Here is a 24,400-nt window from a genome sequence, read left to right as displayed (position 1 = left end):
CCCTCAGCGGTTGGCGCGGTACCAGCGGATGAGCGCGTCGGTGGACGAATCGTCCTGCGGCGCGGGCTCTTCGGCGGCGGTGAGCAGCGGGGCGAGGGCCAAGGCTTGCTGCTTGCCGAGTTCGACGCCCCACTGGTCGAAGCTGTCGATGCCCCAGATGCTGCCCTCGATGAAGACCTGGTGCTCGTAGAGCGCGATGAGCTGGCCGACCACCGAAGGCGTGAGCTGCGGCGCCAGAATGCTCGTGCTCGGACGGTTGCCCGGCATCACCTTGTGCGGCACCACCTTCGGGTCGGCGCCCTCGGCGGCGATCTCCTCGGCGGTCTTGCCGAACGCGAGCACCTTGGTCTGCGCGAACAGGTTGCTCATCAGGATGTCGTGCATGCTGCCGGTGCCGTCGCGGGTCGCCAGATCGTCGGTGGGACGGGCGAATCCGATGAAGTCGGCGGGGATGAGGCGGGTGCCCTGGTGCAGCAGCTGATAGAAGGCGTGCTGGCCGTTGGTGCCCGGCTCGCCCCAGAAGATCTCGCCGGTGGAGGTGGTGACCGGGGTGCCGTCGGCGCGTACCGATTTGCCGTTCGACTCCATGGTGAGCTGCTGCAAATAGGCCGGGAAACGGGCCAGATCGTTCGAATAAGGCAGCACCGCGCGGGATTCCGCGCCGAAGAAATTCGAGTACCAGACGCCGATCAGGCCGAGCAGCACCGGCGCGTTCGCCTCCAGCGGCGCGTTCGCGAAATGCACGTCGACGGTGTGCATTCCGGCCAGGAATTCCGCGAATCGCTCCTTGCCGATGGTGGCCATCACCGAAAGGCCGATCGCCGAATCCACGGAATAGCGGCCGCCGACCCAATCCCAGAAACCGAACATGTTGGCGGTGTCGATGCCGAATTCGGCCACCCGCTCGGCATTGGTGGAGACCGCGACGAAATGCTTGGCGACCGCGTCCTCACCGAGCGCGGCCACCAGCCAGCGGCGCGCGGCGGTGGCGTTGGTCAGGGTCTCGAGCGTCGAAAAGGTCTTGGAAGCAACGATGAAAAGCGTGGTTGCCGGATCGAGGCCGACGAGCTCGGCGACCAGGTCGGCGGGATCGACGTTGGAGACGAAGCGGGCGCCGATCCCCGCGTCGGCGTAGTGGCGCAGCGCCTGGTGCACCATCACCGGACCGAGGTCCGAGCCGCCGATGCCGATGTTCACCACGGTGCTGATCCGCTCGCCGGTGGCGCCGCGCCACTCGCCCGAGCGCAGCGCGTCGGTGAATTCGCCCATCCGCCGCAGCACTTCGTGCACCTCGGCGCCCGCGTCGGCGCCGTCGATGGTCATCGACTCGCCCGCGGGCAGCCGCAGGGCGACGTGGCCGACCGCGCGGTCCTCGGAGGTGTTGATGTGCGCGCCCGCGAACATGGCGTCGCGCCGCTCGGCCACCCCTGCCTCGTGTGCCAATTCGACGAGTAGCTGCAAGGTTTCCCGGGTGACCCGGTGCTTGCTGTAGTCGATGTGCAGGTCGCCCACCTGGACGGTCAGCTCACGACCGCGCTCCGGGTCGTCCGCGAAGATCTCTCGTAGGTGTCGCTCGGACACGGCGCCGTAGTGATCGTGCAGTTTCCGCCATGCCGCCGATGCGGTGATGTCGCTGCTCACGTCCGCCGAGCGTACTCACCGCGCGGCGCCGACGCACGGCTGAGGCGGGCAATCCGGGGTCGCGTCGGTGCCGGGCGTGGTAGCGGTGCGCGGCCTACGCTGGCGACATGGTGTCCGAACGCGAACTACTCCAATCCGTACCGACGCAGCTGTGGATCGGCGGGCCCGTCGACGCCGAGGGCGGCGCCACCTTTCCGGTGCACAATCCCGCGAACGGGGAGGTGCTGATCCGAGTCGCCGACGCGAGCCCGGGCGACGCGATGCGCGCGCTCGACGCCGCGGTCGCCGTGCAGGCCGAATGGGCGGCGACCTCGGCAAGGGAGCGCGGCGAGATCCTGCGCGCGGTGTTCGAGCAGATCACCGCGCGAGCCGAGGAATTCGCGCTGCTGATGACCCTGGAGATGGGCAAGGCGCTGCCGGAGAGCCGCAACGAGGTGCGCTACGGCGCCGAGTTCTTCCGGTGGTTCAGTGAGGAGGCGGTGCGGGTGCACGGGCGCTACCTGCACGCGCCCTCGGGCACCGGCCGGATCATGGTGCACAAGCAGCCGGTCGGCCCCTGTCTCGCCATCACGCCGTGGAATTTCCCGCTGGCCATGGGCACCCGCAAGATCGGCCCCGCCCTGGCCGCGGGCTGCACCATGATCGTCAAGCCCGCCTCGGAGACGCCGCTGACGATGCTGCTGCTCGCGAAGCTGTGCCACGAGGCCGGACTGCCCGACGGAGTGCTCTCGGTCATCACGACCAGCCGTTCCAGCGCCGTGACCGGCCCCTTGCTGGAGGACCCGCGCCTGCGCAAGCTCACCTTCACGGGGTCCACCGAGGTCGGCAAGAAGCTGGTGGAACAGTCCGCGCACGGACTGCTGCGCACCTCGATGGAACTCGGCGGCAACGCGCCGTTCGTGGTGTTCGACGACGCCGACATCGATGCGGCGGTGCAGGGCGCGATGCTGGCGAAGCTGCGCAACGGCGGCGAGGCGTGCACCGCGGCCAACCGGTTCCACGTGCAGAACGGTGTGCTCGAGGAGTTCACCGCCAAATTCGCCGAGGCGATGACGAACTCGGTCACCATGGGACCGGGCACCGATCCCGAGACGACCCTCGGACCGCTGATCAACGAGGACCAGCTCACCACCGTCGGCGAGCTCGTCGACGACGCGGTCGCGGCGGGCGCGCGGGTTCGCCTCGGCGGCAAGGCTCCCGGCGGACCCGGCTGGTTCTACCCGGCCACCATTCTCAGCGACGTGCCGCCGCAGGCCAGGATTCTGCGCGAAGAGGTGTTCGGTCCGGTCGCGCCGATCGTCGGCTTCGAGACCGAGGAAGAGGGCATCGCCGCCGCCAACGACACCGAATTCGGCTTGGTCGCCTACGTCTACACCAGGACGCTGGATCGCGCGCTGCGGGTGGCAGAGGGCTTGGAGTCGGGCATGGTCGGCGTCAACCGGGGTGTCATCTCGGATCCGGCCGCGCCGTTCGGCGGCGTGAAGGCCTCCGGTTTCGGCCGCGAGGGCGGTACCGAGGGCATCGAGGAGTACCTGTCGACGAAGTACATCGCGCTGACCTGATAACCACGGCCTGAAACGCAAGGACCGCCCCGAGGTTTCGACACCCGGGGCGGTCTGTGGCAGCGGTGACTTCGCGGCCGGAAAGCGAGGGATCAGTGGCCGAGGCGGCCGCGCCCCAGACGTAGCAGCAGCATGGCGAGGGTGTGCCCCTCCTGGCCGAGTTCGCTGAAGCGCTCGAGCACCTTCATCTCGCGACTGTGCACCAGTCGCGGGCCACCGGAGGCCATCCGAGTCCGTCCGATCAGCCGGGAGATCTCACTGCGTCGCTTGATGGCGGCGAGGATCTCGGCATCGAGCTGGTCGATCTCCTTGCGGAGCTTGTCGATCTCCGCCTCTGACTGCGGCAGCGCCGCGTCGGACCCGGTGGTCGTGGCAGAAGTGCTCATCATTCATCTCCTCGTGTCAGAACGTGGATCGGCTACTGCGCGCGGCGCGTTACCGTCCGGTTCTTTCACCGTGAAACAGACCTGAGGGGCTTCATTAGTCCCCCCAGACGCGTGTGGTCGGCTACAAGGCTCCGCGAGACCGATATCCGGCGGGTAACCGAATCGGGTGCATCGCGGCAAGGCTGACCATGGGGGCCAGTCTGCCACGCGGCCGAACCGATGCAAAACGTCTGATTTTGTGAATCTGCTGAGAACGAGTCGCACAGATTTGCAGGGTCGCGCGCCGCGATGTGTTCACTGAATGTTAGCCGGTGATCGCCGCGGAGCCGGGAGCGCACCCGGGGGCTTCGCCTGTGTCGGGGGCCGCCGGTAGCGTGGATGGGCAATGGATATCACGGTGGCTCCTCAGACGCAGGCCGGTCGGAACCGGCATCAGGACGTGAACCCCGCTCCGCAGCCGCAGGCCCACGCGGGCCGGGCGGCGGGGCTCTCCGGCGCGCCCGGTGCGGGGGAGTCGCCGCAGTCATCGGCGGAGCTACCCGCCTCGGCGGAGCAGGCGCCGCTCACTTCGGCGGAGCAGGCGCCGGTCTCTCTGGCCGAACAAGCGCCGGTCTCTCTCACCGAACAGGCACCTGCCTCCTTGGCCGAACAAGCACCGGCCTCCTTGGCCGAACAAGCACAGCGGCGCGCCGACGAGCAGGCCGAGCGACGCGCCGAGCGGGATCGGCAACGCGCCGAGGAAGCCGAGCGACTGCTCGACGGGCTCAATCCACAGCAGCGGGCCGCCGTGGTGCACACCGGTTCGCCGCTGCTCATCGTCGCGGGCGCGGGCTCGGGCAAGACGGCCGTGCTGACCCGCCGCATCGCCTATCTACTCGCCGCCCGCGGCGTGACGCCGGGCCAGATCCTGGCGATCACCTTCACCAACAAGGCTGCCGCGGAGATGCGGGAGCGGGTGATCGGCCTGGTCGGGCCGCGCGCCAACAACATGTGGGTTTCCACATTCCACTCCAGTTGTGTGCGGATCCTGCGTATGCAGGCGGCGCTGCTGCCCGGCTTGAATTCCAATTTCTCGATCTACGACGCCGATGATTCCCGGCGATTGCTGACGATGATCAGCCGCGACTTCGACATCGATACGAAGAAATACTCCGCGCGCCTTCTGGCGACCGCCATCTCGAATCTGAAGAACGAGTTGATCGGGCCGGAGCAGGCCACCGCGGACGCCGAATCCGACGACACCGAACTGCCCGGTTTGGTGGCCCGCGTCTACACCGAATACCAGCGGCGGCTGCGCGCGGCCAACGCGCTCGACTTCGACGACCTGATCGGCGAGACGGTCGCACTGTTGCAGAACCACCCGCAGGTCGCGGAGTACTACCGCCGCCGCTTCCGGCACGTGCTCGTCGACGAGTACCAGGACACCAACCACGCGCAATACGTGCTGGTGCGCGAACTGGTCGGCCACCACACGGGCGAGGGGGAGCCGAACGAGGACGCCGCGCCGCCGAGCGAACTGTGCGTCGTCGGCGACGCCGATCAGTCCATCTACGCCTTCCGCGGCGCGACCATTCGCAACATCGAGGAATTCGAGCGCGATTTCCCGGACGCGGAAACCATTCTGCTGGAGCAGAACTACCGCTCCACCCAGCACATTCTGTCGGCGGCGAACGCGGTCATCTCGCGCAACGAGAACAGGCGCGACAAGCGACTGTGGACCGATTCCGGCGAGGGCGACCTGATCGTCGGCTACGTGGCCGACAACGAGCACGACGAGGCCTCGTTCGTCGCACGGGAAATCGACCGGCTGGTCGACCAGGGCGACGCCAACTACAGCGATGTCGCGGTGTTCTACCGCACCAACAACAACTCCCGTGCGCTGGAAGAGATCTTCATCCGGATGGGTCTGCCGTACAAGGTGGTCGGCGGCGTCCGCTTCTACGAGCGCAAGGAAGTCCGCGACATCGTCGCCTACCTGCGCGTGCTGGAGAACCCCAACGACGCGGTGAGCTTGCGCCGCATCCTGAACACCCCGCGCCGCGGCATCGGCGACCGCGCCGAGGCGTGCGTCGCGGTGCACGCCGAACAGCGCGACATCGGTTTCGCCGCGGCGCTGCGCGATGCCGCCGACGGCAAGGTCGCGCTGCTCAACACCCGTGCGCAGCGGGCGATCGCCGGGTTCCTCGATCTGCTCGAGGAGATCAGGGCGGCCGGTGTCCAGGCCGACGCGGACTTCCCGGACGTGGGCAATGTGGTGGAGGCGGTGCTCGATCGCACCGGGTACCGCGCCGAGCTCGAGGCCTCCGACGACCCGCAGGACGGCGCCCGGCTGGACAACCTGAACGAGTTGGTCAGCGTGGCGCGCGAGTTCAGCTCCGAGGCGTACAACAACGCGGTCGCGGCTCGCGAGGAGGGCATCGTGCCCGATCTCGGCGAGGGCGAACCGGATCCGGGCTCGCTCGCGGCGTTCTTGGAGCGCGTCTCGCTGGTCGCCGACACCGACCAGATCCCGGACGAAGGGTCCGGCGTCGTCACGATGATGACGCTGCACACGGCCAAGGGCCTGGAGTTCCCGGTGGTCTTCGTGACCGGCTGGGAGGACGGGCAGTTCCCGCACATGCGCGCGTTGGGCGATCCCACCGAACTCGCCGAGGAGCGCCGCCTCGCGTACGTGGGCATCACCCGAGCCCGGCAACGGCTCTACCTGACCCGCGCGGTGGTCCGCTCCGGCTGGGGACAGCCGGTGTCCAACCCGGAGTCGCGCTTCCTCCAGGAGATCCCGGGCCACCTGATGGACTGGCGTCGACTGGAACCGGCCGGTTCCGCCGCCAGCCGCGGCATCCGGCGGCGCGGCGACGACGACGGACTGGAACGCGACTGGACCCGAGGCGACGGCTGGTCCGAGCGACCGGGCGTGCGCCCCGACCGCGGCCCGCGTCGCCCGGCACCGGGCGGAGCCACCCGCAACAACACCAATCTGGTGCTGGCGGTCGGCGACCGGGTCAGCGACGACAAGTACGGCCTGGGCCGTGTGATCGCCGCGGAAGGCTTCGGCCCGCTGGCGACGGTGACGATCGACTTCGGTACGGCGGGCAAGATCCGCTTGATTCCGCAGTACAGCCGGACGTTGGTGAAGCTCTGAGCGGTGCGCCGTCCGGTTGGTCGGTCCGCTGAGGCGGCGAGGTTGGCGGTGGGCGCTGGGTTGGCTGGCGGCCGAAATGAGCGGAGAGGTCCGTTCGATCTGTCGGAGGCCGTGGCGGTAGGCGCGCTGCGTACGAACGTCGTCGAGCGCCGTGCTCATGGGCCGTGGCCTGGGCCTGGTTGAGGCGGGGCCGCCTGCGTGGTGGACGCTGTCGGCCGGTGGTGGCGCGTAATGGGGAAGTGACGGCGGAGGTACCTTTGGCCCCTGCCGGAGGCCGCTAGAAGCCGGTAGCGTCCGGCGCATGGAGACCCTCGCGCAACATCTGGTGTGGTTCTTGCCCATGCTGTGGCTCGGCATGGTGCTGGCCATCTCGTTCCTCGAAGCGCCGCTGAAGTTCCGTGCGCCGGGCGTGACCCTGGCGTTGGGGTTGGGTATCGGGCGGATCGTGTTCCGCGCGTTGAATATCGCGGAGGCGGTGTTCGCGGGGCTGCTGGTGCTGAGTGCGGTGGTGGTCGGGCCCGGTGTGGGGACGTGGGTGTGGTTGGGGATCGCGGTCGGGGTTCTGGCTGTGCAGATTCTCGTGGTTCGGCCGCCGCTGACTCGCAGGTCCGATCGGGTGCTCGCGGGAGAAGAGTTACCGCGGTCGCATGCGCATTACTGGTATGTCGGGTTGGAGGTTGTGAAGGTGGTCGCGTTGGTGGGGTTGGCGGTCGTCGCGGCGCCGTAGGGGCGATGCCCGGGGTCGCCCGGTCCAAATGGTTTGGCCCACCCAGGTATTCCTCGAACGATGCTGGGCGCGTCGGGTGCCGTACCCGGCTTACCTCCCGCAGTCGGTGGGCGTGGGTTCGGCTTCTGGCGTGGTCGACCGGCTGTGGTTGCGTTTCTGATTGGTCGTTTGGGGCTGTTGTGTTTCGTTTGTCCAGGGGGCTATCGCCATTTGACTACCGTCGATTTTGGCAATGTCGGTGGTCAGTGCGGTAGCAGAGATTCGAGGGCGTCGTCCAGCTGTGGATAGCGGAATTGGAAGCCGGCTGGCTTCAATATGGCCGAGGTAGCGTGTCGGCCCGTCGATCCCAGTGCCGCGTCCGAGCGCAGCAGCACCGCGCCGAGTTTCAGCATCACCTCGGGGGTTGGCGGGGCGGGCGGTCGGTGGAGGTGTCGCCGGAGTGTGCGCATCAGTTCTCGGTTTCGTACCGGGAAATCGGTGGCGGCCACCAGGATTCCGTCCGGGAGAGCGACTGTGGGGTCCAGACCGAGTGCCGCGCGGACGATGGCCAACCAATCCTCGATGTGAATCCAGCTGAACCACTGGTCGCCCGATCCGACTCGACCTCCGAGCCCGGCCTTGGTCAGCTGGCAGAGCCGCCGCAGCGCGGGGGCGTCCGGGTCGAGCACGATGGACGTGCGGAGGATGGTGTGGTGCGCGGTGTTCGCACCGGCGAACGCGCGCTCCCACGGTTCGGCCACGCCGGTCATCTGGGGTAGGCCGACGGGCAGCGGAGTGGTTTCGGTGCAACGGGTTTCGCCCGCGTCCGACCAGATCGCGGTGGTGCTGGCCTGTACCCAGTAGTCGACGGGCGCGGCCAACGTGGCGGCGGCCGCCACCAATGCGCTGGTGGGATCGACTCGGCTGCTGCGCAATTCGGCGATGTTGCGTTCGGTGGGGCGGCAGTCCACCAGCTTGCCCGCCAGGTTGACGATCGCGGTGGGAACCGGATTCCGAAGTGCCGCAACCCATTCGCCGACCGACTTGCCGTCCCATTCGACCTGGTCGAACGGCAGCCCGGGGTCGCGGCGGCGGGTCAGAATGGTGACCCGCTGGCCGCGGCAGGTGAGGTCGGCGGCGAGGTGTCTGCCGAGTGCGCCGGTGCCGCCCGCGATCACCGCCGTCAGCGCGTCCGGTTCGGGAGTGAGACCGGCCAGCCGGGCCAGCCGGGCGAAGCAGACGCGGAGATCGGCCTCCAGCAGACGGGGGACAACGGCCCGCGCCGCGACCGCCGAGGGCCCGGAGAAAGACAGTTCCTGGGTGAGGTTCGTACCGCCGTCGACAGGAGCCAGCCGCCAGGTCAGCCGCATCAGCCCCGCCGGTTCCGGCTGCTCGATGGTCAGTTCGCGTTCGGGGCGCAGCACGGTGATCGAGAACGGTGGCGCGGTCCGACCGTGCAGCGCGCCGACGAAGCGTCCGCGCGGCAGATAGTCGCCGGTCGCCCCGACTTCGACGGGACCGTGTAGCCGCACCGAGGCGACGGCCGGGTTCCATTCGGGCCAGCGCGCGGGATCACCGACCACCCGCCACACGAGTTCCGGTGGGAGCGCCAGGAATTGGGTGTACGTCGATGTACGAGCCATGACCCGACGCTAGAACGTGGACAACGGCACGGGAAGCGTGCCGTTGCTCACTCGTCAGTCGCGCCGGGGGCCGAGGCCGATGCCGCGGGTCGCCAGCCAGGGCAGCGGGTCGACCTTGTCGACGCCGTTGAGCCAGACCTCGAAGTGGACATGCGGGCCGGTGGAGAAGCCGCGGTTGCCCATGGTGGCGATCTGGTCGCCCGCCAACACGCGCTCGCCCTGGGAGACCGTGGCGGTGTCGATGTGGCCGTAGATGGTGACGGTGCCGTCGTCGTGCAGCAGCCGCACCCACATGCCGAAGCCCGCGGCCGGGCCCGCCTCGATGACGGTGCCGTCGGCGACCGCGTAGATCGGGGTGCCGATCGGGCCGGCGACGTCGATGCCGAGGTGCTGGACGCCCCAGCGGGCGCCGAAACCGGAAGTGAAGTTGCCCGCGGCGAAGCGCGCGAACAGCGGGCGCAGCTTCGCGGCCTCCGCGGCGGCGAGATCCTCCGCGTACTTGCGGCCCTTCTCCAGGATGTCGTTGAACTGACCGAGATTCGCCGGGCTGGAGACGTTCAGCACCTGCGGCGAGTCGGGCGAGGAGTTCGGGTCGGCCATGCTGACCGACTGGGCGGCGATCTCGTGGATCTGTCCCGCGGCCTCGTAGTCGATGGTGTGCGAGGGCTGCTCGGGCGAGGCCATCGCGGCCTGTCCCGCGGCGACGACAGCGCCCGCCGCGACGGCGACGACCGCGGCGCGGCCCTTGAGCGCGGTGGGGGGCGCGGGCATCCGGTGCGCGCCACCACGTCTGCTGGGATCTCTGGCCGGGATGACGGTCGGCGTCGCGGAGCCTGCGGTCGGCTCCTCCCCGTCGCCCCAAGCCTCTTCGGCAGACCAGGTGTTCTCGGAAGACCAGGAGTGCTCGGCGGACCAGTCGTTCTCGGAAGCTTCGGTCCAGGCGTCACCGCCCTCGGACCATCCGTTGCCGGCCTCGGCGCCCCAGGAGTTGTCGCCCTGTTCGGTCCAAGCCGCTCCGGGCTGCGCGGTCCACGCGCTGTCGGCGGTCCATCCGTTGTCGGCCTGCGGCGTCCACGCCTCGTCCGCGTCCGGCGACCAAGAGTTGTCGGCGGTCCACGCGCCGCCGTCGGACCACGAATTCTGCTCGGCCCATTCGGTATTCGCGGACCACGCGCCCGTGTTCTCGTCGTGGTGCGCGCCCTCGGCGGCGTAATCGGCCGCGTATCCGGTCGCGCCTGCGGCACTGGAGTATGCGGTTGCGCCCGTGGCGCCTGCGTAACGGCTGTTCGACGACGGGAAGGCGCGTCGGCCGTGATCACCGTGATCGAAGGATTCGTCGTCGTCGCGATAACGATGTCCCGAGCGAGAGCGATTGCCGGGAGCGAGGGTGGAGCGGTGGTTCATCGGCGGTGCCACATCGTGGAGCGGGAGATGGTCACGGTGCCGAGAAATCGGCAGAAGGTCGACGTCGAAGGCTGGTCCGCGGAGCGACTCACCGCCCACGGAGCGCTGTGCTGCATCAAGGCTTGCCGTCCTCCTGGATCCTTGGAACAACGGGGTCGTAACCTAGTTGTGACTTCGACCGCATTTACGGTAACGAAACGATTGCGGGGTCCGCAAGCGTTGCGGTCGATCTATCCAAACATGTGAGATTGATCACCGTAACAGCACGGAATAACTCACTATTTCCGGGGCACTCGAGTGAGGTTCGCCGACGACGATTTGTAGTAGATCGCCGTCCGCTCCCGACTCGAGCGGCTCTACCTGGCAAACCCCCAACAAACTACTCGCCAGTAGCCTTGGCCAGCGGTTTTTCCGACCGGCGGCGCCGCCCGTGACCTGCGCCACTTAGGATGAACGTGGCCGATTGGCCCTCCATGTGACTGGTTAGAGTCCGACCCGACCCGCTTCCGACGTCGGGCCGCCAACAAAGACGTTGTCATCACAACGCAGACGAGACGGTGAGTACATGGATCTCTTCGAATATCAGGCGAAGGAGCTCTTCGTTAAGCACGGAGTGCCTTCGTCCGAGGGCCGCGTCACGGACACGGCCGAGGACGCCCGCGCCATCGCGGAGGAAATCGGCAAGCCGGTGATGATCAAGGCCCAGGTCAAGGCCGGTGGCCGCGGTAAGGCGGGTGGCGTCAAGTACGCCGCCACCCCGGAGGACGCGTTCACGCACGCGCAGAACATCATCGGCCTGGACATCAAGGGCCACGTCACCAAGAAGATCCTGGTCGCCGAGGCCAAGGACATCGCGGAGGAGTACTACATCTCCTTCCTGCTCGACCGCTCCAACCGGACCTACCTGGCGATGTGCTCGGTCGAGGGCGGCATGGAGATCGAAGAGGTCGCCGCGACCAAGCCCGAGCGCCTCGCCAAGGTCCCCGTCGACGCCGTCAAGGGTGTCGACCTCGCGTTCGCGCGTTCGATCGCCGAGCAGGGCCACCTGCCCGCCGACGTGCTGGACGCCGCGGCGGTGACCATTCAGAAGCTGTGGGAGGTGTTCATCAAGGAGGACGCCACCCTGGTCGAGGTCAACCCGCTGGTGCGCACCCCCCAGGACGAGATCCTCGCCCTGGACGGCAAGGTCACCCTGGACGAGAACGCCGAGTTCCGGCAGCCCGGCCACGAGGCGTTCGCGGACAAGGACGCGACCGACCCGCTGGAGCTGAAGGCCAAGGAGAACGACCTCAACTACGTCAAGCTCGACGGTGAGGTCGGCATCATCGGCAACGGCGCCGGTCTGGTCATGTCGACCCTGGACGTCGTCGCCTACGCGGGCGAGAACCACGGCGGCGTCAAGCCCGCCAACTTCCTCGACATCGGTGGCGGCGCCTCGGCCGAGGTGATGGCGGCCGGGCTCGACGTCATTCTGGGCGACGCGCAGGTCAAGAGCGTGTTCGTGAACGTCTTCGGCGGCATCACCGCCTGTGACGCGGTCGCGAACGGCATCGTCAAAGCGCTGGAGATCCTCGGTTCCGAGGCGAACAAGCCGCTGGTCGTGCGTCTGGACGGCAACAAGGTCGACGAGGGCCGCAAGATCCTCGTCGACGCCGCGCACCCGCTGATCACGCTTGCGCAGACAATGGACGAAGGCGCCGACAAGGCCGCCGAACTGGCAGCGGCCAAGTAAGGAAACCGGAAATGTCTATCTTCCTGAACAAGGACTCGAAGGTCATCGTCCAGGGCATCACCGGCGGCGAGGGCACCAAGCACACCGCGCTGATGCTCAAGGCGGGCACCCAGGTCGTCGGCGGTGTCAACGCGCGCAAGGCGGGCACCACCGTCGCGCACACCGACAAGGACGGCAACGCGATCGAGCTGCCGGTTTTCGGCACCGTCGAAGAGGCGATCAAGGCGACCGGCGCGGACGTGTCCATCGCGTTCGTCCCGCCGAAGTTCTCGAAGGACGCCATCATCGAGGCCATCGACGCGGAGATCCCGCTGCTGGTGGTCATCACCGAGGGCATCCCGGTGCAGGACACCGCCTACGCGTGGGCCTACAACGTGGAGAAGGGCAACAAGACCCGGATCATCGGCCCGAACTGCCCCGGCATCATCACCCCCGGCGAGTCGCTGGTCGGCATCACCCCGGCCAACATCACCGGCAAGGGCCCGGTCGGCCTGGTCTCGAAGTCCGGCACGCTGACCTACCAGATGATGTACGAGCTGCGCGATTTCGGCTTCTCGACCGCCATCGGCATCGGCGGCGACCCGGTCATCGGCACCACCCACATCGACGCCATCGAGGCGTTCGAGAAGGACCCGGAGACCAAGCTCATCGTCATGATCGGCGAGATCGGCGGCGACGCCGAGGAGCGGGCCGCGGCCTACATCAAGGCCAACGTCACCAAGCCGGTGGTCGGCTACGTCGCGGGCTTCACCGCCCCCGAGGGCAAGACCATGGGCCACGCGGGCGCGATCGTCTCCGGCTCGGCGGGCACCGCCCAGGCGAAGAAGGACGCGCTGGAGGCCGCGGGCGTCAAGGTCGGCAAGACGCCGTCGGAGACCGCCGCGCTCGCTCGCGAGATCCTGGAGAAGGCAAGCATCAGCGCCTGATTCGGTTCGAACGAAATCGTTACGAGGGCCGCCTTTCCGCTGGAAAGGTGGCCCTCGTCGTCCGTCCGCCGGGTCGTCTGACCAGTTGTTCGAGGATGACCCGAAGGGGCGAGTGCAGTAGCGTCAAGAGAGATCCAGCCGAACAACGACTCGACGTAGGAGACGACGACATGTCATACCCGACCGGGGGCTCCGGGTACAACACACCCGCGACGCCCTCCGCACCATCCAGCCCGAGCCAGACCGCTGGTGGTGCAGGCACAGGTGCGAGCGCTTCCGGTTCCGATGCCAAGGGGCTGCCGTTCTTCCTGGTGGTCGGTGTCGCAGCGCTCGGCGTGATCAACTTCCTGCTCGGATTCCTGCCGTTCGCGGTGGAGGAGATCGAGCGCTCCGGCGCCACCATCACCGGCGACAGTTACAGCGGTTTCACGCTGTTCGGCGCGCCCGGCGCGCTCGGGCTGCTGCTGCTCGGCGGTCTTCTCGCCGGATTCTCGTTGCTGCCCAAGCAGAATTGGAAGGGCGCGGCCGCCGCCGCGTCGGCCGCGGGCTTCCTCCTCCTGCTGTTCCAGACCATCGCGCTACCGGACCAGCTCACCGCGGAGTTCGGCGCGTGGGTGCTGATCTTCCTCGCGCTGGTGCAGACCGGCGTCGCGGTCGCCGCGGTGCTGTTCGAGGCGGGCATGATCAAGGCGCCCGCCCCCAAGCCCGCGTCCGCGCAGGGCGCGCAGGCCGGTTTCGGCGGTCAGGCTCAGGGTGGCTACGGCCAGCAGCAGTTCGGCCAGGCCGGTCAGTACGGCCAGCAGAGCCAGCCGAGCCAGCCGGTCTACGGTCAGCAGCCGGGCCAGACCTACGGCCAGGCGGGCTACGGCACCGGCCAGCAGTACCAGTCGCAGCAGCAGCCGTACGGCCAGAGCCAGCCGAGCCAGCCGACTTACGGTCAGCAGCAGCCGGGCCAGACCTACGGCCAGCAGTCCTACGGTCAGCAGCCGGGTTACGGTGCGCCGCAGCAGGGTTCGCCGTACGGCGCCGCGCCCGCGCAGCCGCAGCAGCAGCCGCGTCCGGATGAGAGCGCCACGCAGCACTTCGGCGGCGGGCAGTCCGGTCAGCAGCAGTACGGTGCGCCCGGTTACGGTCAGGCCCAGCAGGGCCAGCCGTTCGGCGGCGAGAAGCCGTCCGACCCGGCGAGCGACGCCACCCAGGCGTTCCGCCCGTCCGACGACAACAAGTAAGAGACGCAGGTACCGCGAGCACCTACCCGGACCGGGTGGGTGCTCGCGGCGCGCCTGACCCGCTCACCTCGGGAAAGGTGTCACGCTGAAGTGCCATGAACTCGTCACGGAACTCTCTCGTCCGCTGGACCGGTGGGGAACCCGACACATCGGAATCGCCGATGAGTAGCGGTCATCCGTCCGAAGCCGACGAATCCGGGTTCCTGTCCCTCACCCCGGAACGCGCCAGGGTCCTGCTGCTCGTCGCGGCCCGCCCGGCCACCTTCGCGCTCAGCGCGATCGTGGTGCTCGCGCTGGTCACATTGCTCGCCGCGGACAGCGGACTGGCGGGCGCCTCCGGCGCCATCGCCGCGAGCTGGCTTGCGGTGCACCAGGTTCCGTTGGTGATCGGGAAAACTACGCTCGGTCTTCTTCCGCTGTTGCCGACCGCGCTGCTGCTCGGCGCGGCAGGGCGGGAGTGCTACCACGCGGTGGCGCCGAACAGTTCGCGCACCGAGCTCGGTTGGGTGGTGGGGGCCGCGCTCGGCGGGCCGCTGCTGCTCACCGCGGTCTGCCTGGCCGTCGCGGAGGACGCCTCCGCCGTGGTCGCGCTGCAACCGCCGAACAGCCTCGCCTCCTTCGGCTGGGTCGTCTTCCTGCACCTACTCGCTGCCTGCGCCGGTATCGCGCTGCGGATGCGACGCCGGATCTTCGACCTGGTGCGCGCACCCGAATGGGCGATCGCGGGCGTCTACGGCGCGGGCCGCACGGTGCTTCGCCTGCTCGGCTGCGCCGCGGCGGTCACCCTGGTGTCGTTTCTCGCGCACTGGGGCGCCGTCGGCGATACCTACCGCTCCGCCGGAAATGCTTGGGGCTTCATCGGTCTGACACTGCTCTCGTTGGCCTACCTGCCGAATGTCGTGCTCGGCGCGCTCGGCGTCCTGATGGGCGCGGGCGCGAATTTCGGTGCGGCCTCGATCGGCCTGTTCGGCGTGGTCGGCGGACCGGTTCCGGCGGTGCCGGTGATCGCGGCGGTGCCGACCGGACCGGCGGCGGCCTGGTGGGCGGTGTTGCTGGTGATCCCCGCGGCGGTCGGCGCGCTCGGCGGCGTGGACGCCGCACGCACATCCGGCGACCGCCGCACCGCGCCGTGGGCGACACTGACCTCCGCCGGTGTGGCGACCTTGTCGCTCGTGCTGCTCGGTGCGCTGGCGGGCGGAGAACTCGGCTCCTTCGGGCGGGTCGGGCTGGAGCTGCCGATCTTCGCCCTGGTGAGTTTCCTATGGCTGGCCGGGGCGGGCTACGTCGGCCTGGTCTGCGCCAGGTACTTCATCGCTCCGGTCGGCGCGGTGCTGCCGGGCTACGACTACGACGACGATTACGACGCGGACTACTACGACACCGACGCGGACTACTACTACGACGACTCGGACGACTACGAATCCGACGGCTACCGCTACGCGGACGGCGACTACGACGACGACTACCGCGACGACCACTACCGAGACGACGAGTACTACGACGACCGGTACCACGACGACGACCCGCACGACGAGGACGACTCGCTCTACGAGGACGAGCCCGACGAAGCCCTCGACGGCGAACTCATCGATGAGCCGCCCACTCCCACCACCGCCCCACGCCAAGCCGCGCCGGACATCGTCGACGCCGAGGTCATCGAGCCCGACGCCGACCTCGACCCCCACCCCGACGCCCGGCGCTAGCGGCAGACCCCGTCGACGACCGCCGCACGGCCGCGCCGATTTCGAGGCCAGCTCTACCAACACCACCAGCCCCACCGGCCCCGGCTCGTCGCACTCGCCCGACCGTCCCGACTGAATGTCACCCTCACCGGCCGACGCCAGCTGGAGGTCATCTTCGGTCGGAATGGTCGTAGTGGACTGAATGTCACCTTCACCGGCTGGTACCTGGTCGTGGTCACCTTCGGTCGAGAAGGTCGCGGCGGGCCAGCCCTGACGGAGGCGAAGGCACGCACTAGCATCCGCGCGTTCGGCCGCGCTCGCCACCGGTCGAAAGTCACGAACAGGCCACCGACTAGGCTTTACTCCGGCGGCGCCCCGATCCGGCCGCCGTTCCGACCGACACGCAGGAGTAGAGCGCTGACGTCTCCGCATGCCGAGTGGGTGCCCGCCGCGGCGCCCGCCACCGTAGTCGTGCTCGCCTCGGGCACCGGGTCGCTGCTGCGCGCGCTCCTCGACGCGGCGAGCGCCGCCGACTATCCCGCGAAGATCGTCGCGGTCGGCGTCGACCGTGTCTGCGCCGCCACCGAACACGCCGACGCCGCGGGCGTCCCGCATTTCCGGGTGGCGCTGAGAGACTTTCCCGACCGCATGGCATGGGATGCCGCGCTGACCGAGGCGGTGGCCGCCCACGAGCCGGACCTGGTGGTCTCGGCCGGGTTCATGAAGATCCTCGGTCCCGCGTTCATGAACCGCTTCGGCGGGCGGATCATCAACACCCATCCCGCGCTGCTGCCGTCGTTTCCCGGTGCGCACGGCGTGCGCGACGCGCTCGCGTACGGGGTGCGGGTCACCGGCTCGACGGTGCACTTGGTCGACTCGGGCGTCGACACCGGACCGATCCTCGCGCAGGAGGCGGTGCCGGTGCTGCCCGACGACGACGAGGACTCCCTGCACGAGCGGATCAAGGTTGTCGAGCGACGGTTGCTGGCGGAGGTTGTCGCCGCCGTCGCGACGCGAGGCATTGTCTCCGACGGACGAAAGGCAGTAATTCCAGATGAGCGGGTGCGCCAGTGAGTGAGCGTAGCGAAGCGACCGTGGTTCCGGCCGATCGCAAGGCGATCAACAGGGCGCTGGTGAGCGTCTACGACAAGACGGGGCTCATCGAGCTCGCGACCGGTCTGCACGCGGCGGGCATCGAGCTGGTCTCCACCGGTTCGACGGCCGCCAAGATCGCCGACGCGGGTATCCCGGTGACCAAGGTCGAGGAACTGACCGGGTTCCCGGAGACGCTGGACGGCCGGGTCAAGACCCTGCACCCGAGGGTGCACGCGGGCATCCTCGCCGACACGCGCAAGCAGGAGCACGTCGATCAGCTGGTCGAGCTGGGCGTCGAGGCGTTCCAGCTCGTGGTGGTGAACCTCTACCCGTTCACCCAGACCGTCGCGAGCGGCGCGAGCCCGGACGAGTGCGTCGAGCAGATCGATATCGGCGGCCCGTCCATGGTGCGCGCGGCCGCGAAGAACCACCCGTCGGTCGCCGTGGTCGTGGACAGCGGCGACTACGACGACGTGCTCGCCGCGGTGAAGTCGGGCGGCTTCACCCTCGCGCAGCGGACGGCGTTGGCGGCGAAGGCCTTCCAGCACACCGCGAGCTACGACGTCGCGGTGGCGAGCTGGATGACCAGCGTGCTGGCCCCCGGCGTGGCCGAGGAGCCCGCCAGCACGCCGTTCCCCGAGTGGATCGGCGGCAGCTGGGAGCGCGCCGCGGTGCTGCGCTACGGCGAGAACCCGCACCAGGCGGCGGCGCTGTACACCGACAACGGCGGTTCGGTCGGGCTGGCGCAGGCGGAGCAGTTGCACGGCAAGGAGATGTCGTACAACAACTACACCGATGCCGACGCCGCATGGCGCGCCGCCTACGACCACGAGGCGCCCGCGGTGGCGATCATCAAGCACGCCAACCCGTGCGGCATCGCGATCGGCGCCGACATCGCCGAGGCGCACCGCAAGGCGCACGCCTGCGATCCGGTGAGCGCCTTCGGCGGCGTGATCGCGGCCAACCGCGAGGTCACCGTGGAGATGGCCGAGCAGGTCGCCGACATCTTCACCGAGGTCATCGTGGCGCCGTCCTACGCGGACGGCGCGGTAGAGGTGTTGCAGCGCAAGAAGAACGTGCGCATCCTGGTCGCCGAGCCACCGCAGCGGGCGGGCGCGGAACTGCGTCCGATCAGCGGCGGCGCGCTGCTACAGCAGCGCGACATCCTCGACGCCGAGGGCGACGACTCGGCCAACTGGACCCTCGCCACCGGCGAGCCCGCGGACGAGCAGACCCTCGCCGATCTCGAATTCGCTTGGCGCGCATGCCGCGCGGTGAAGTCCAACGCCATCCTGCTCGCCCACGACGGCGCGTCGGTCGGCGTCGGCATGGGGCAGGTCAACCGGGTGGACGCGGTGCAGCTCGCGGTGCAGCGCGCGGGGGACCGGGCCAAGGGCTCGGTGGCCGCCTCCGACGCGTTCTTCCCGTTCCCGGACGGACCGCAGCAACTGATCCAGGCCGGTATCCGCGCCATCGTGCAGCCTGGTGGTTCGGTCCGCGATCAGGAGACCATCGACCTGGCCCGCGAGGCCGGTGTGACGCTCTACCTCACCGGGTCTCGCCACTTCGCGCACTGATCCGGACGAACGCGGAGAGCGATCCCGAAAGGGGTCCGTTCTCCGCGTTTTTCGTGTTCACGGGCACCCCTGAGCAATCGATGCCGCAGCGCCGCAAGGCTTTTCGGTAACCGAACTGGACGTCTGGATCTCATTATCCGGTATGGAATCCCCGGAACAGTATTTCCATGGTGCAGAATGTACGCATGCGTATCGTGGTCGCCGGGGCATCGGGGTTCCTCGGCAAGTATCTGGTCTCCAAGCTGAACGACGACGGCCACGATGTGGTCCGCCTGGTGCGTCGAGAAGCCGTGCGTCCGGACGAGATCGGCTGGGACCCTTACGGTTCCAGCTTCGACAGCGGCATCGTGGCGGGTGCGGGCGCGGTGATCAACCTGTGCGGTGCGACCGTGGCCGGCAAGCGCTGGTCGCCCGCGTACAAGGAGGAGATGCGCGCCAGCCGCATCGTGCCGTCCAGGGTGCTGTCCCGCGCGGTGGCCGAGACCGGCGTCCCCGTCCTGCTCAACGCGTCGGCCGCCGGTTGGTACGGCGACAGCGGCGATCAGGACGTCGACGAATTCGCACCGCACGGAACGGATTTCCTCGGCACCATGTGCCGGGATTGGGAAGCGGCCACCGAGGCCGCCGCCACCGCCGGTGTCCGGGTGGTGCTGCTGCGCACCGCGAACGTGCTCTCCGCCGACTCGATGCTCGTCGAGCGGCTTCGCCCGCTGTTCCGGCTCGGGCTCGGCGGCAAGTTCGGCACCGGCCGCCAGTACCTGCCGTGGATCACCCTGCACGACTGGCTCGAGGCGGTGAACTGGCTGCTGACCTTCTCGGTCTCCGGCCCGGTGAACCTGTCCGCCCCGGAGACGGTCACCAACGCCGAGTTCACCACCGCCCTCGCCGCGGCGATGAACCGGCGCGCCGTGCTGACGCTGCCCGGCGCCGTGCTGAAGCTGATAGGCGGCGAGGGCGGCGCGGAGATGCTGCACGGGCACAAGATGGTGCCGAAGGCGCTGGTGGGCAACGGTTTCGAGTTCACGCACAGCACGCTGGATCAAGCCATGAAGTACACCTTCGCCACGCGCTGAGCGGTTACGCCGAGGGGTGGTGGTCCGGCCGGGCGCGGACCGTCCGGCCGGACCGCCGGGCAAGCGTCGGGTCGAGCCGACGCCCGCGTCAGGCGGCGCTGTGTGGCCGGGCTGCGCTGTGTGGTCAGGCGGCGCTGGGTGGTCAGGCGGCGCTGGGTGGCCGGGCCGCGCTGTGTGGTCAGGCGGCGCTGGGTGGTCAGGCTGCGCTGAGTGGTCAGGCGGCGCTGAGCACCGTCCGGTCGCCCAGCGGCGCCTTCAGCGGGATCTCCATGGTGCCGAACACGGCGATCATCACGCACATCCGGCCAACGGCGTCGGCGCGGGTGCCGCCGCGCAACTCCACCGTGACCGTCTTGTCGGTCTCGGTGGTCACCGCGTCCACGCCGTAGCATTCCGGCGCGCCGGTCTGGAAGTTGACGGCGATCTTGTCGTCGGCGACGCGGGCCCACGAGGTGAACGGGATCGGGTGGGCGCCGACGATCGTCGGATCGGCCGTGAACGGCTGGCCCTGCGGCTGCGCGACCTCGCTCGGCGTGGGCGGCGCGGAAGTGGTTGCGCCGGAGGTGGTGTTCTGTTGCGCGCCATCGTCGTTCGAGCTACCGCACCCCGCGACGGTGAGGCCGAGCAGCAGGGCGGCGATGACGAGGCTGGTGCGGCGGCGATTCATGGCGACCACCATAGCGATCGACGCGCCGGTGAACATTCCTGGAACCCCGCGCGTTACTGCCTTCACCGACGTGGGCTCGACTGTAGATTCGGCTCCGATGTGGGCAAGTGGCATACGCCCCGCATCGATGTCGAATGCTCCGCACAGTTGATCTTCGAAAGGAAAAACGTGGGCGACACGCTGCGCGTAGGCGAAGAACTTGCACTCGGCCAATCCCTGAGTGGCGGTGCGTACACCCTCACTCTGCAATCCGACGGCAACCTCGTCCTGTCGGAGCCGGATGGAAACGTCGTCTGGGCCACTCAGACTCATGATCAGGGTGTGGAGCGGGCGACGTTCCAGCACGACGGCAACTTCGTGCTCTACAAGGGCGAGGGCGCCGCCTGGTCGACCGAGACCAACGGCAAGGACGCGGACCGCCTCGTCGTGCAGGCCGACCGCAACGTGGTGCTGTACGGCACCGACGGCAGCGCGCTGTGGGCGTCGGAAACCAAGACCGACAACCCGCTGCCCGCACCGGAGCAGGAACAGCCCGCCGAGGCGCAGGCCGCCGAGCAGGCGCCCCCGCAGCCCGCGGCGCAGACCTACACGGTGGAACCGGGCGACACCCTGTGGGCGATCGCCGAGCGCTTCTACGGCGACGGCAACCGCTACCAGGAGATCGCCGAGGCCAGCGGCATTCCGAACCCCGACGCGATCGAACCCGGTCAGGTGCTGACGATTCCGTAGCCGGACACCGTCTACGCCTGCGAAAAACAACGTGGGACCCCGGGACTAGCTCTCGGGGTCCCACGTCTTTCGCGTGAATGGTCTGAGGGGTCTTGCCCGCGTGGGGCTTTCGCCGATGGTCAGTATCGCATGGCGTAGGAGACCTTGCGCCACAGCGACTTCTTGCGTTGGGCTTCCTTGAACCGGTCGTCCTCTTCCAGCACCTCGGTGGCGGCGGACACCCGGCGCTTGGCCTCGGCGATCGCCTCGTCGACCGGCATCACGGTCTCCAGGTCGAACAGCTCGATGATCCGCGAAACCCGTTCGTGCACGGTCCCGCCCACCACTTCATAGGGCAGCCCGATGTCCTTCACCACTTGCAGCAGCGTGTCGTCGGAGAGCTTGCGGAACGGTTCCGACACCGGGCGGTGGCCGTCGGCCTTCATCTCGAATTCCACCGGCAGGTGCACATAGGCGTCGTAGAGCCTGGCGGCCCGCTCTTTGACGACGTCGCCGATGATGTCGGTGTACTCCCGCAGCGGCGCCTTGCGCCCGATGCCCGCGGCGGCCTTCACGGTGCGCAGCAGCAGCCCCGCGCCGGGATTGATGCCGACCGCCATTCGCGCGGTGCCGTACACCCATTCGTGCACCACGGAACCGTCGGAAATGAAAGAGCCGCCACCGGATTCGTTGTGCACCCGCTCCTCGAAGCGGCGCAGCCCGAGTTGCAGCAGCTCGATGGAGTTCAGCTCCATCACCGTCTTGCCCGGAGCGAGATCGATCAGCAACTCACGAGAGGTGAGCGCGTGCGTACGCGGGATTCCGGTGGCGATCGAGAGCGTCTCGGTCGTCGTGCTCTTGCCGACGCCGTAGGTGCCCGAGATGGCCAGCTTCAGGCTGTCGCGGCGCTGCCCGCCAACTAGATACACGGGTTTCTTCTCCGATCGCTCAGTGGTCGTCACGCAGCACTTCCCAGCCGCGCTCGGCCGCGACCCGCTCCAGCGCGGGGTCGACCGGGACGACGGCCGGGTGGCCGATCGTCTCCAGTACGGGTACATCGCTGAGATGGTCGCCGAAGCCGAAATCGCCCGCGAGGTCGTGCTCGGGGTATCTGGCCGCGAACGCTTCCACCTCGGCGCGCTTGGCCGCGCCGATGAGGGACTTGCGCACCGCGCCGGTGTACACGCCGTCGCGCTCATCCAGCTCGGTGCACAGCACGCCCGCGCAGTCCAGTTCGATCTCGATCGGTCGCAGGCAGGCGCGGAAGGAGCCGGAGACCAGTACCGTCTCCACGCCCTGCGCGCGCAGCTCGCCGAGCCGCCGCACGAGGGGCTCGCGGTAGAGCCCGTCGGCACGGACGCGATCGTGCCAGGCGCGCGCGTTGTCCTCGACCTCGCGGACCGGGATGTCGGTCCAGAGCAGGTAATAGCTCCGGTTCAGCGTCTCCCGGTCCGCTCCGGTCTCGGCCAGGCGTTGCATCCGCTTCTGATGCATGACCAGCACCTCCCCGCGCCCGGTGCCTTCGAAGAAGTACTGGGCGAAGTGCTGCAAGGTGCTGATTCGCAGCAGGGTGTGGTCCACGTCGGTGAACGCGAAGCGCGGCCTGGTCGCCAGCACGGTCAGGCCACCGGCGCGGGCTGGGTGTCGGCATCCTCGGTCGGCACGCCGGGGGTGGCGAGCGCGGCCTCGTCCAGATCGCGACTGCGCAGCGTGAGGAACGCGATCGCGCCGGAGACGGCCGCGAGCACCGCGGCCAGCACCATGGCGTTCTCCAAGCCACTGACGAAGGCCGATTCCGCTGCCGCGCGGACCGATTCGGCGACCGACTCGGGCACCTCGGCCGCGACGACGGCGGGACCGCCGGCCGCCACCGCGTCGCCCGCCTCGGCGGCCTTGTCGCCGAAGACCGTGCGCGCCGCCTCGGATTCGGTGAAGGCGCTGCCGACCCGGTTCTGGAAGAACGCGCCGACCGCGGCGATGCCGATGGCCAGACCGGCCTGCTGGAAGGTCTCGTTCACGCCCGAGGCCATGCCCGCCTTGTCCGGGCTGGTGACCGCAATCGAGAACGCGGCGCGCGGCGGGTTGAACACACCCATGCCGAGACCGATCAGCACCATGCCGGGGATCAGCGCGGTCCACGAGGAGCCGGGCTCGACGAGCAGCACCGCGACCAGACCCGCGGCGATGAGCAGCTGCGAGGCGCCGACCAGGATGGACGGCGGCAGCTTGGCGACCATGCTGCCCGCGATGGCGGCGGCGACGAACAGCAGCAGCGTCAGCGGGAGGAAGCGCACGCCGCTGGCGAAGGCGGAGTAGCCGAGCAGGTTCTGCACGTAGGAGATGAGCAGGAACAGCGCGGGCATCACCGACAGCGCGCACAGCGCGGTCACCACGGACAGGCCGTTGAAGGTGCGGTTGCGGAACAGCGTCAGGTCGAACATCGCGCGGTTCGGCCGGGAGATCTGCAGCCAGGTGAACACCGCGAGCAGCACGAGCGCCAGTGCGAAGCAGCCGATGATCCGGCCGCTGGTCCAGCCGTCCTGCTCGCCGCGCATGAAGCCGAGCACCAGGAAGAACAGACCGGCCGAGAAGGTGACCATGCCCGTCCAGTCCACGGGCGGCGGTGTGTCGCTGCGGGATTCGCGCATCTTCAGGTAGCCGACGGCGAGCGCGGCGATGGTCACCGGCACGTTGATCAGGAAGATCCAGCGCCAGCCAGCGGTCTCGGTGAGGGCGCCGCCGATCAGCGGGCCGAACGCGATCGCCAGACCCGCGACGCCGCCGAACACACCGAAGGCCATGCCGCGGTCCTTACCGCGGAACTCGTGTCCGAGCAGCGCCGGGCCGACCGCGAAGAGGATCGCGCCGCCGAGACCCTGCACGAGGCGGGCGACGATCAGCACGAAATCGTTCGGCGCGAGGCCGCAGGCCAGCGACGAGAGCACGAAGATCACCAGGCCCGCGTCGAAGACCTTCTTGCGGCCGATGCGGTCGGCGAGCGAACCCGCCGCGAGCAGCACCGCGGCGAGGCCGAGGGCGTAGGCGTCGAGGATCCACTGCAGGGCGGAGAACGTGGAATCGAAGGCTTGGCGGATATCGGGTAGCGCGACGTTGACGACGGTGAGGTCGAGCATCAGCATGAACGTCGCCAGCGCGACGACGACCAGCGTCCAGATCGCACTGTCCGATCGCTGTGGTGGCTTGGTCAAGGCGTCTGCGGATGCCAT

General features: G+C 68.8%; 19 protein-coding genes. 11 read left to right on the top strand and 8 right to left on the bottom strand.

Annotated features, from left to right (window positions below):
• Positions 1-3 precede the first annotated feature (3 nt).
• Positions 4-1,641 carry a glucose-6-phosphate isomerase gene (gene pgi, locus T333_RS13185; RefSeq protein WP_496424586.1) on the bottom strand — a complete coding sequence of 546 codons (1,638 nt, stop codon included), beginning with the start codon at positions 1,639-1,641 and terminating at the stop codon, positions 4-6.
• A gap of 107 nt (positions 1,642-1,748) precedes the next feature.
• Between pgi and T333_RS13180 the strand changes: the two genes are divergently transcribed.
• A complete protein-coding gene (locus T333_RS13180) occupies positions 1,749-3,203 on the top strand; it encodes an NAD-dependent succinate-semialdehyde dehydrogenase (protein WP_496424585.1) in 1,455 nt (484 codons plus the stop codon).
• 92 nt (positions 3,204-3,295) lie between these two features.
• Here T333_RS13180 and T333_RS13175 read toward each other — a convergent pair whose 3' ends face one another.
• Positions 3,296-3,589, bottom strand: a complete 294-nt coding sequence (locus tag T333_RS13175) for a chorismate mutase (protein WP_084482917.1) — start codon at positions 3,587-3,589, stop codon at positions 3,296-3,298.
• 385 nt (positions 3,590-3,974) lie between these two features.
• Between T333_RS13175 and pcrA the strand changes: the two genes are divergently transcribed.
• Complete coding sequence (gene pcrA, locus T333_RS13170; RefSeq protein WP_496424584.1) at positions 3,975-6,731, top strand: DNA helicase PcrA; 2,757 nt, start codon at positions 3,975-3,977, stop codon at positions 6,729-6,731.
• Between the two features lie 301 nt (positions 6,732-7,032).
• Entirely contained in the window at positions 7,033-7,458 is a 426-nt protein-coding gene (locus T333_RS13165; protein ID WP_357255552.1) for a hypothetical protein, read from the top strand.
• Positions 7,459-7,700: 242 nt separating this feature from the next.
• Here the strand turns inward: T333_RS13165 and T333_RS13160 are convergent, their stop codons facing one another.
• Both T333_RS13160 and T333_RS13155 read right to left on the bottom strand, forming a co-directional pair.
• Positions 7,701-9,080, bottom strand: a complete 1,380-nt coding sequence (locus T333_RS13160; RefSeq protein WP_496424583.1) for a DUF1731 domain-containing protein — start codon at positions 9,078-9,080, stop codon at positions 7,701-7,703.
• A 54-nt stretch (positions 9,081-9,134) separates the two neighbouring features.
• Positions 9,135-10,484 (bottom strand): M23 family metallopeptidase, encoded by a 1,350-nt coding sequence (locus T333_RS13155; RefSeq protein ID WP_496424582.1) that lies wholly within the window; start codon positions 10,482-10,484, stop codon positions 9,135-9,137.
• Between the two features lie 565 nt (positions 10,485-11,049).
• Between T333_RS13155 and sucC the strand changes: the two genes are divergently transcribed.
• The 7 genes from sucC to T333_RS13120 all read left to right on the top strand — a co-directional run bounded on the left by sucC (position 11,050) and on the right by T333_RS13120 (position 19,798).
• On the top strand, positions 11,050-12,216 hold the full coding sequence (gene sucC / locus T333_RS13150) for an ADP-forming succinate--CoA ligase subunit beta (RefSeq protein WP_496424581.1): 1,167 nt from the start codon (positions 11,050-11,052) through the stop codon (positions 12,214-12,216).
• 11 nt (positions 12,217-12,227) lie between these two features.
• On the top strand, positions 12,228-13,142 hold the full coding sequence (gene sucD / locus T333_RS13145; protein WP_355002128.1) for a succinate--CoA ligase subunit alpha: 915 nt from the start codon (positions 12,228-12,230) through the stop codon (positions 13,140-13,142).
• Between the two features lie 170 nt (positions 13,143-13,312).
• Positions 13,313-14,371 (top strand): DUF5336 domain-containing protein, encoded by a 1,059-nt coding sequence (locus T333_RS13140; RefSeq protein WP_496424580.1) that lies wholly within the window; start codon positions 13,313-13,315, stop codon positions 14,369-14,371.
• A 161-nt stretch (positions 14,372-14,532) separates the two neighbouring features.
• The gene (locus T333_RS13135) at positions 14,533-16,074 is read left to right on the top strand and encodes a cell division protein PerM (RefSeq protein ID WP_496424579.1); all 1,542 of its coding nucleotides are present in this window, start codon (positions 14,533-14,535) and stop codon (positions 16,072-16,074) included.
• A 420-nt stretch (positions 16,075-16,494) separates the two neighbouring features.
• The gene (gene purN / locus T333_RS13130; protein ID WP_355002125.1) at positions 16,495-17,127 is read left to right on the top strand and encodes a phosphoribosylglycinamide formyltransferase; all 633 of its coding nucleotides are present in this window, start codon (positions 16,495-16,497) and stop codon (positions 17,125-17,127) included.
• Entirely contained in the window at positions 17,124-18,725 is a 1,602-nt protein-coding gene (gene purH / locus T333_RS13125; protein WP_496424578.1) for a bifunctional phosphoribosylaminoimidazolecarboxamide formyltransferase/IMP cyclohydrolase, read from the top strand. The genes purN and purH overlap by 4 nt, the downstream gene beginning before the upstream one ends.
• 185 nt (positions 18,726-18,910) lie before the next feature.
• Positions 18,911-19,798, top strand: coding sequence for a TIGR01777 family oxidoreductase (locus tag T333_RS13120; RefSeq protein ID WP_496424577.1), 888 nt, complete (start codon positions 18,911-18,913; stop codon positions 19,796-19,798).
• A 214-nt stretch (positions 19,799-20,012) separates the two neighbouring features.
• On the opposite strand, the gene T333_RS13115 is transcribed toward T333_RS13120, so the two are convergent.
• A complete protein-coding gene (locus T333_RS13115; RefSeq protein ID WP_355002123.1) occupies positions 20,013-20,465 on the bottom strand; it encodes a hypothetical protein in 453 nt (150 codons plus the stop codon).
• A 168-nt stretch (positions 20,466-20,633) separates the two neighbouring features.
• Between T333_RS13115 and T333_RS13110 the strand changes: the two genes are divergently transcribed.
• Positions 20,634-21,194, top strand: coding sequence for a LysM peptidoglycan-binding domain-containing protein (locus T333_RS13110; protein WP_357255541.1), 561 nt, complete (start codon positions 20,634-20,636; stop codon positions 21,192-21,194).
• Between the two features lie 119 nt (positions 21,195-21,313).
• Here the strand turns inward: T333_RS13110 and T333_RS13105 are convergent, their stop codons facing one another.
• The 3 genes from T333_RS13105 to T333_RS13095 are packed head-to-tail and all read right to left on the bottom strand — an operon-like array spanning position 21,314 to position 24,400.
• On the bottom strand, positions 21,314-22,102 hold the full coding sequence (locus tag T333_RS13105) for an AAA family ATPase (protein ID WP_357255539.1): 789 nt from the start codon (positions 22,100-22,102) through the stop codon (positions 21,314-21,316).
• Between the two features lie 19 nt (positions 22,103-22,121).
• Entirely contained in the window at positions 22,122-22,790 is a 669-nt protein-coding gene (locus T333_RS13100; protein ID WP_496424576.1) for an HAD family hydrolase, read from the bottom strand.
• A gap of 2 nt (positions 22,791-22,792) precedes the next feature.
• The gene (locus T333_RS13095) at positions 22,793-24,400 is read right to left on the bottom strand and encodes an MFS transporter (protein ID WP_496424575.1); all 1,608 of its coding nucleotides are present in this window, start codon (positions 24,398-24,400) and stop codon (positions 22,793-22,795) included.

The organism is Nocardia sp. CNS-044, from assembly GCF_059570515.1.
Note: the sequence above shows the minus strand (reverse complement) of the source record. Positions and strands in the feature narration are given on the sequence as shown.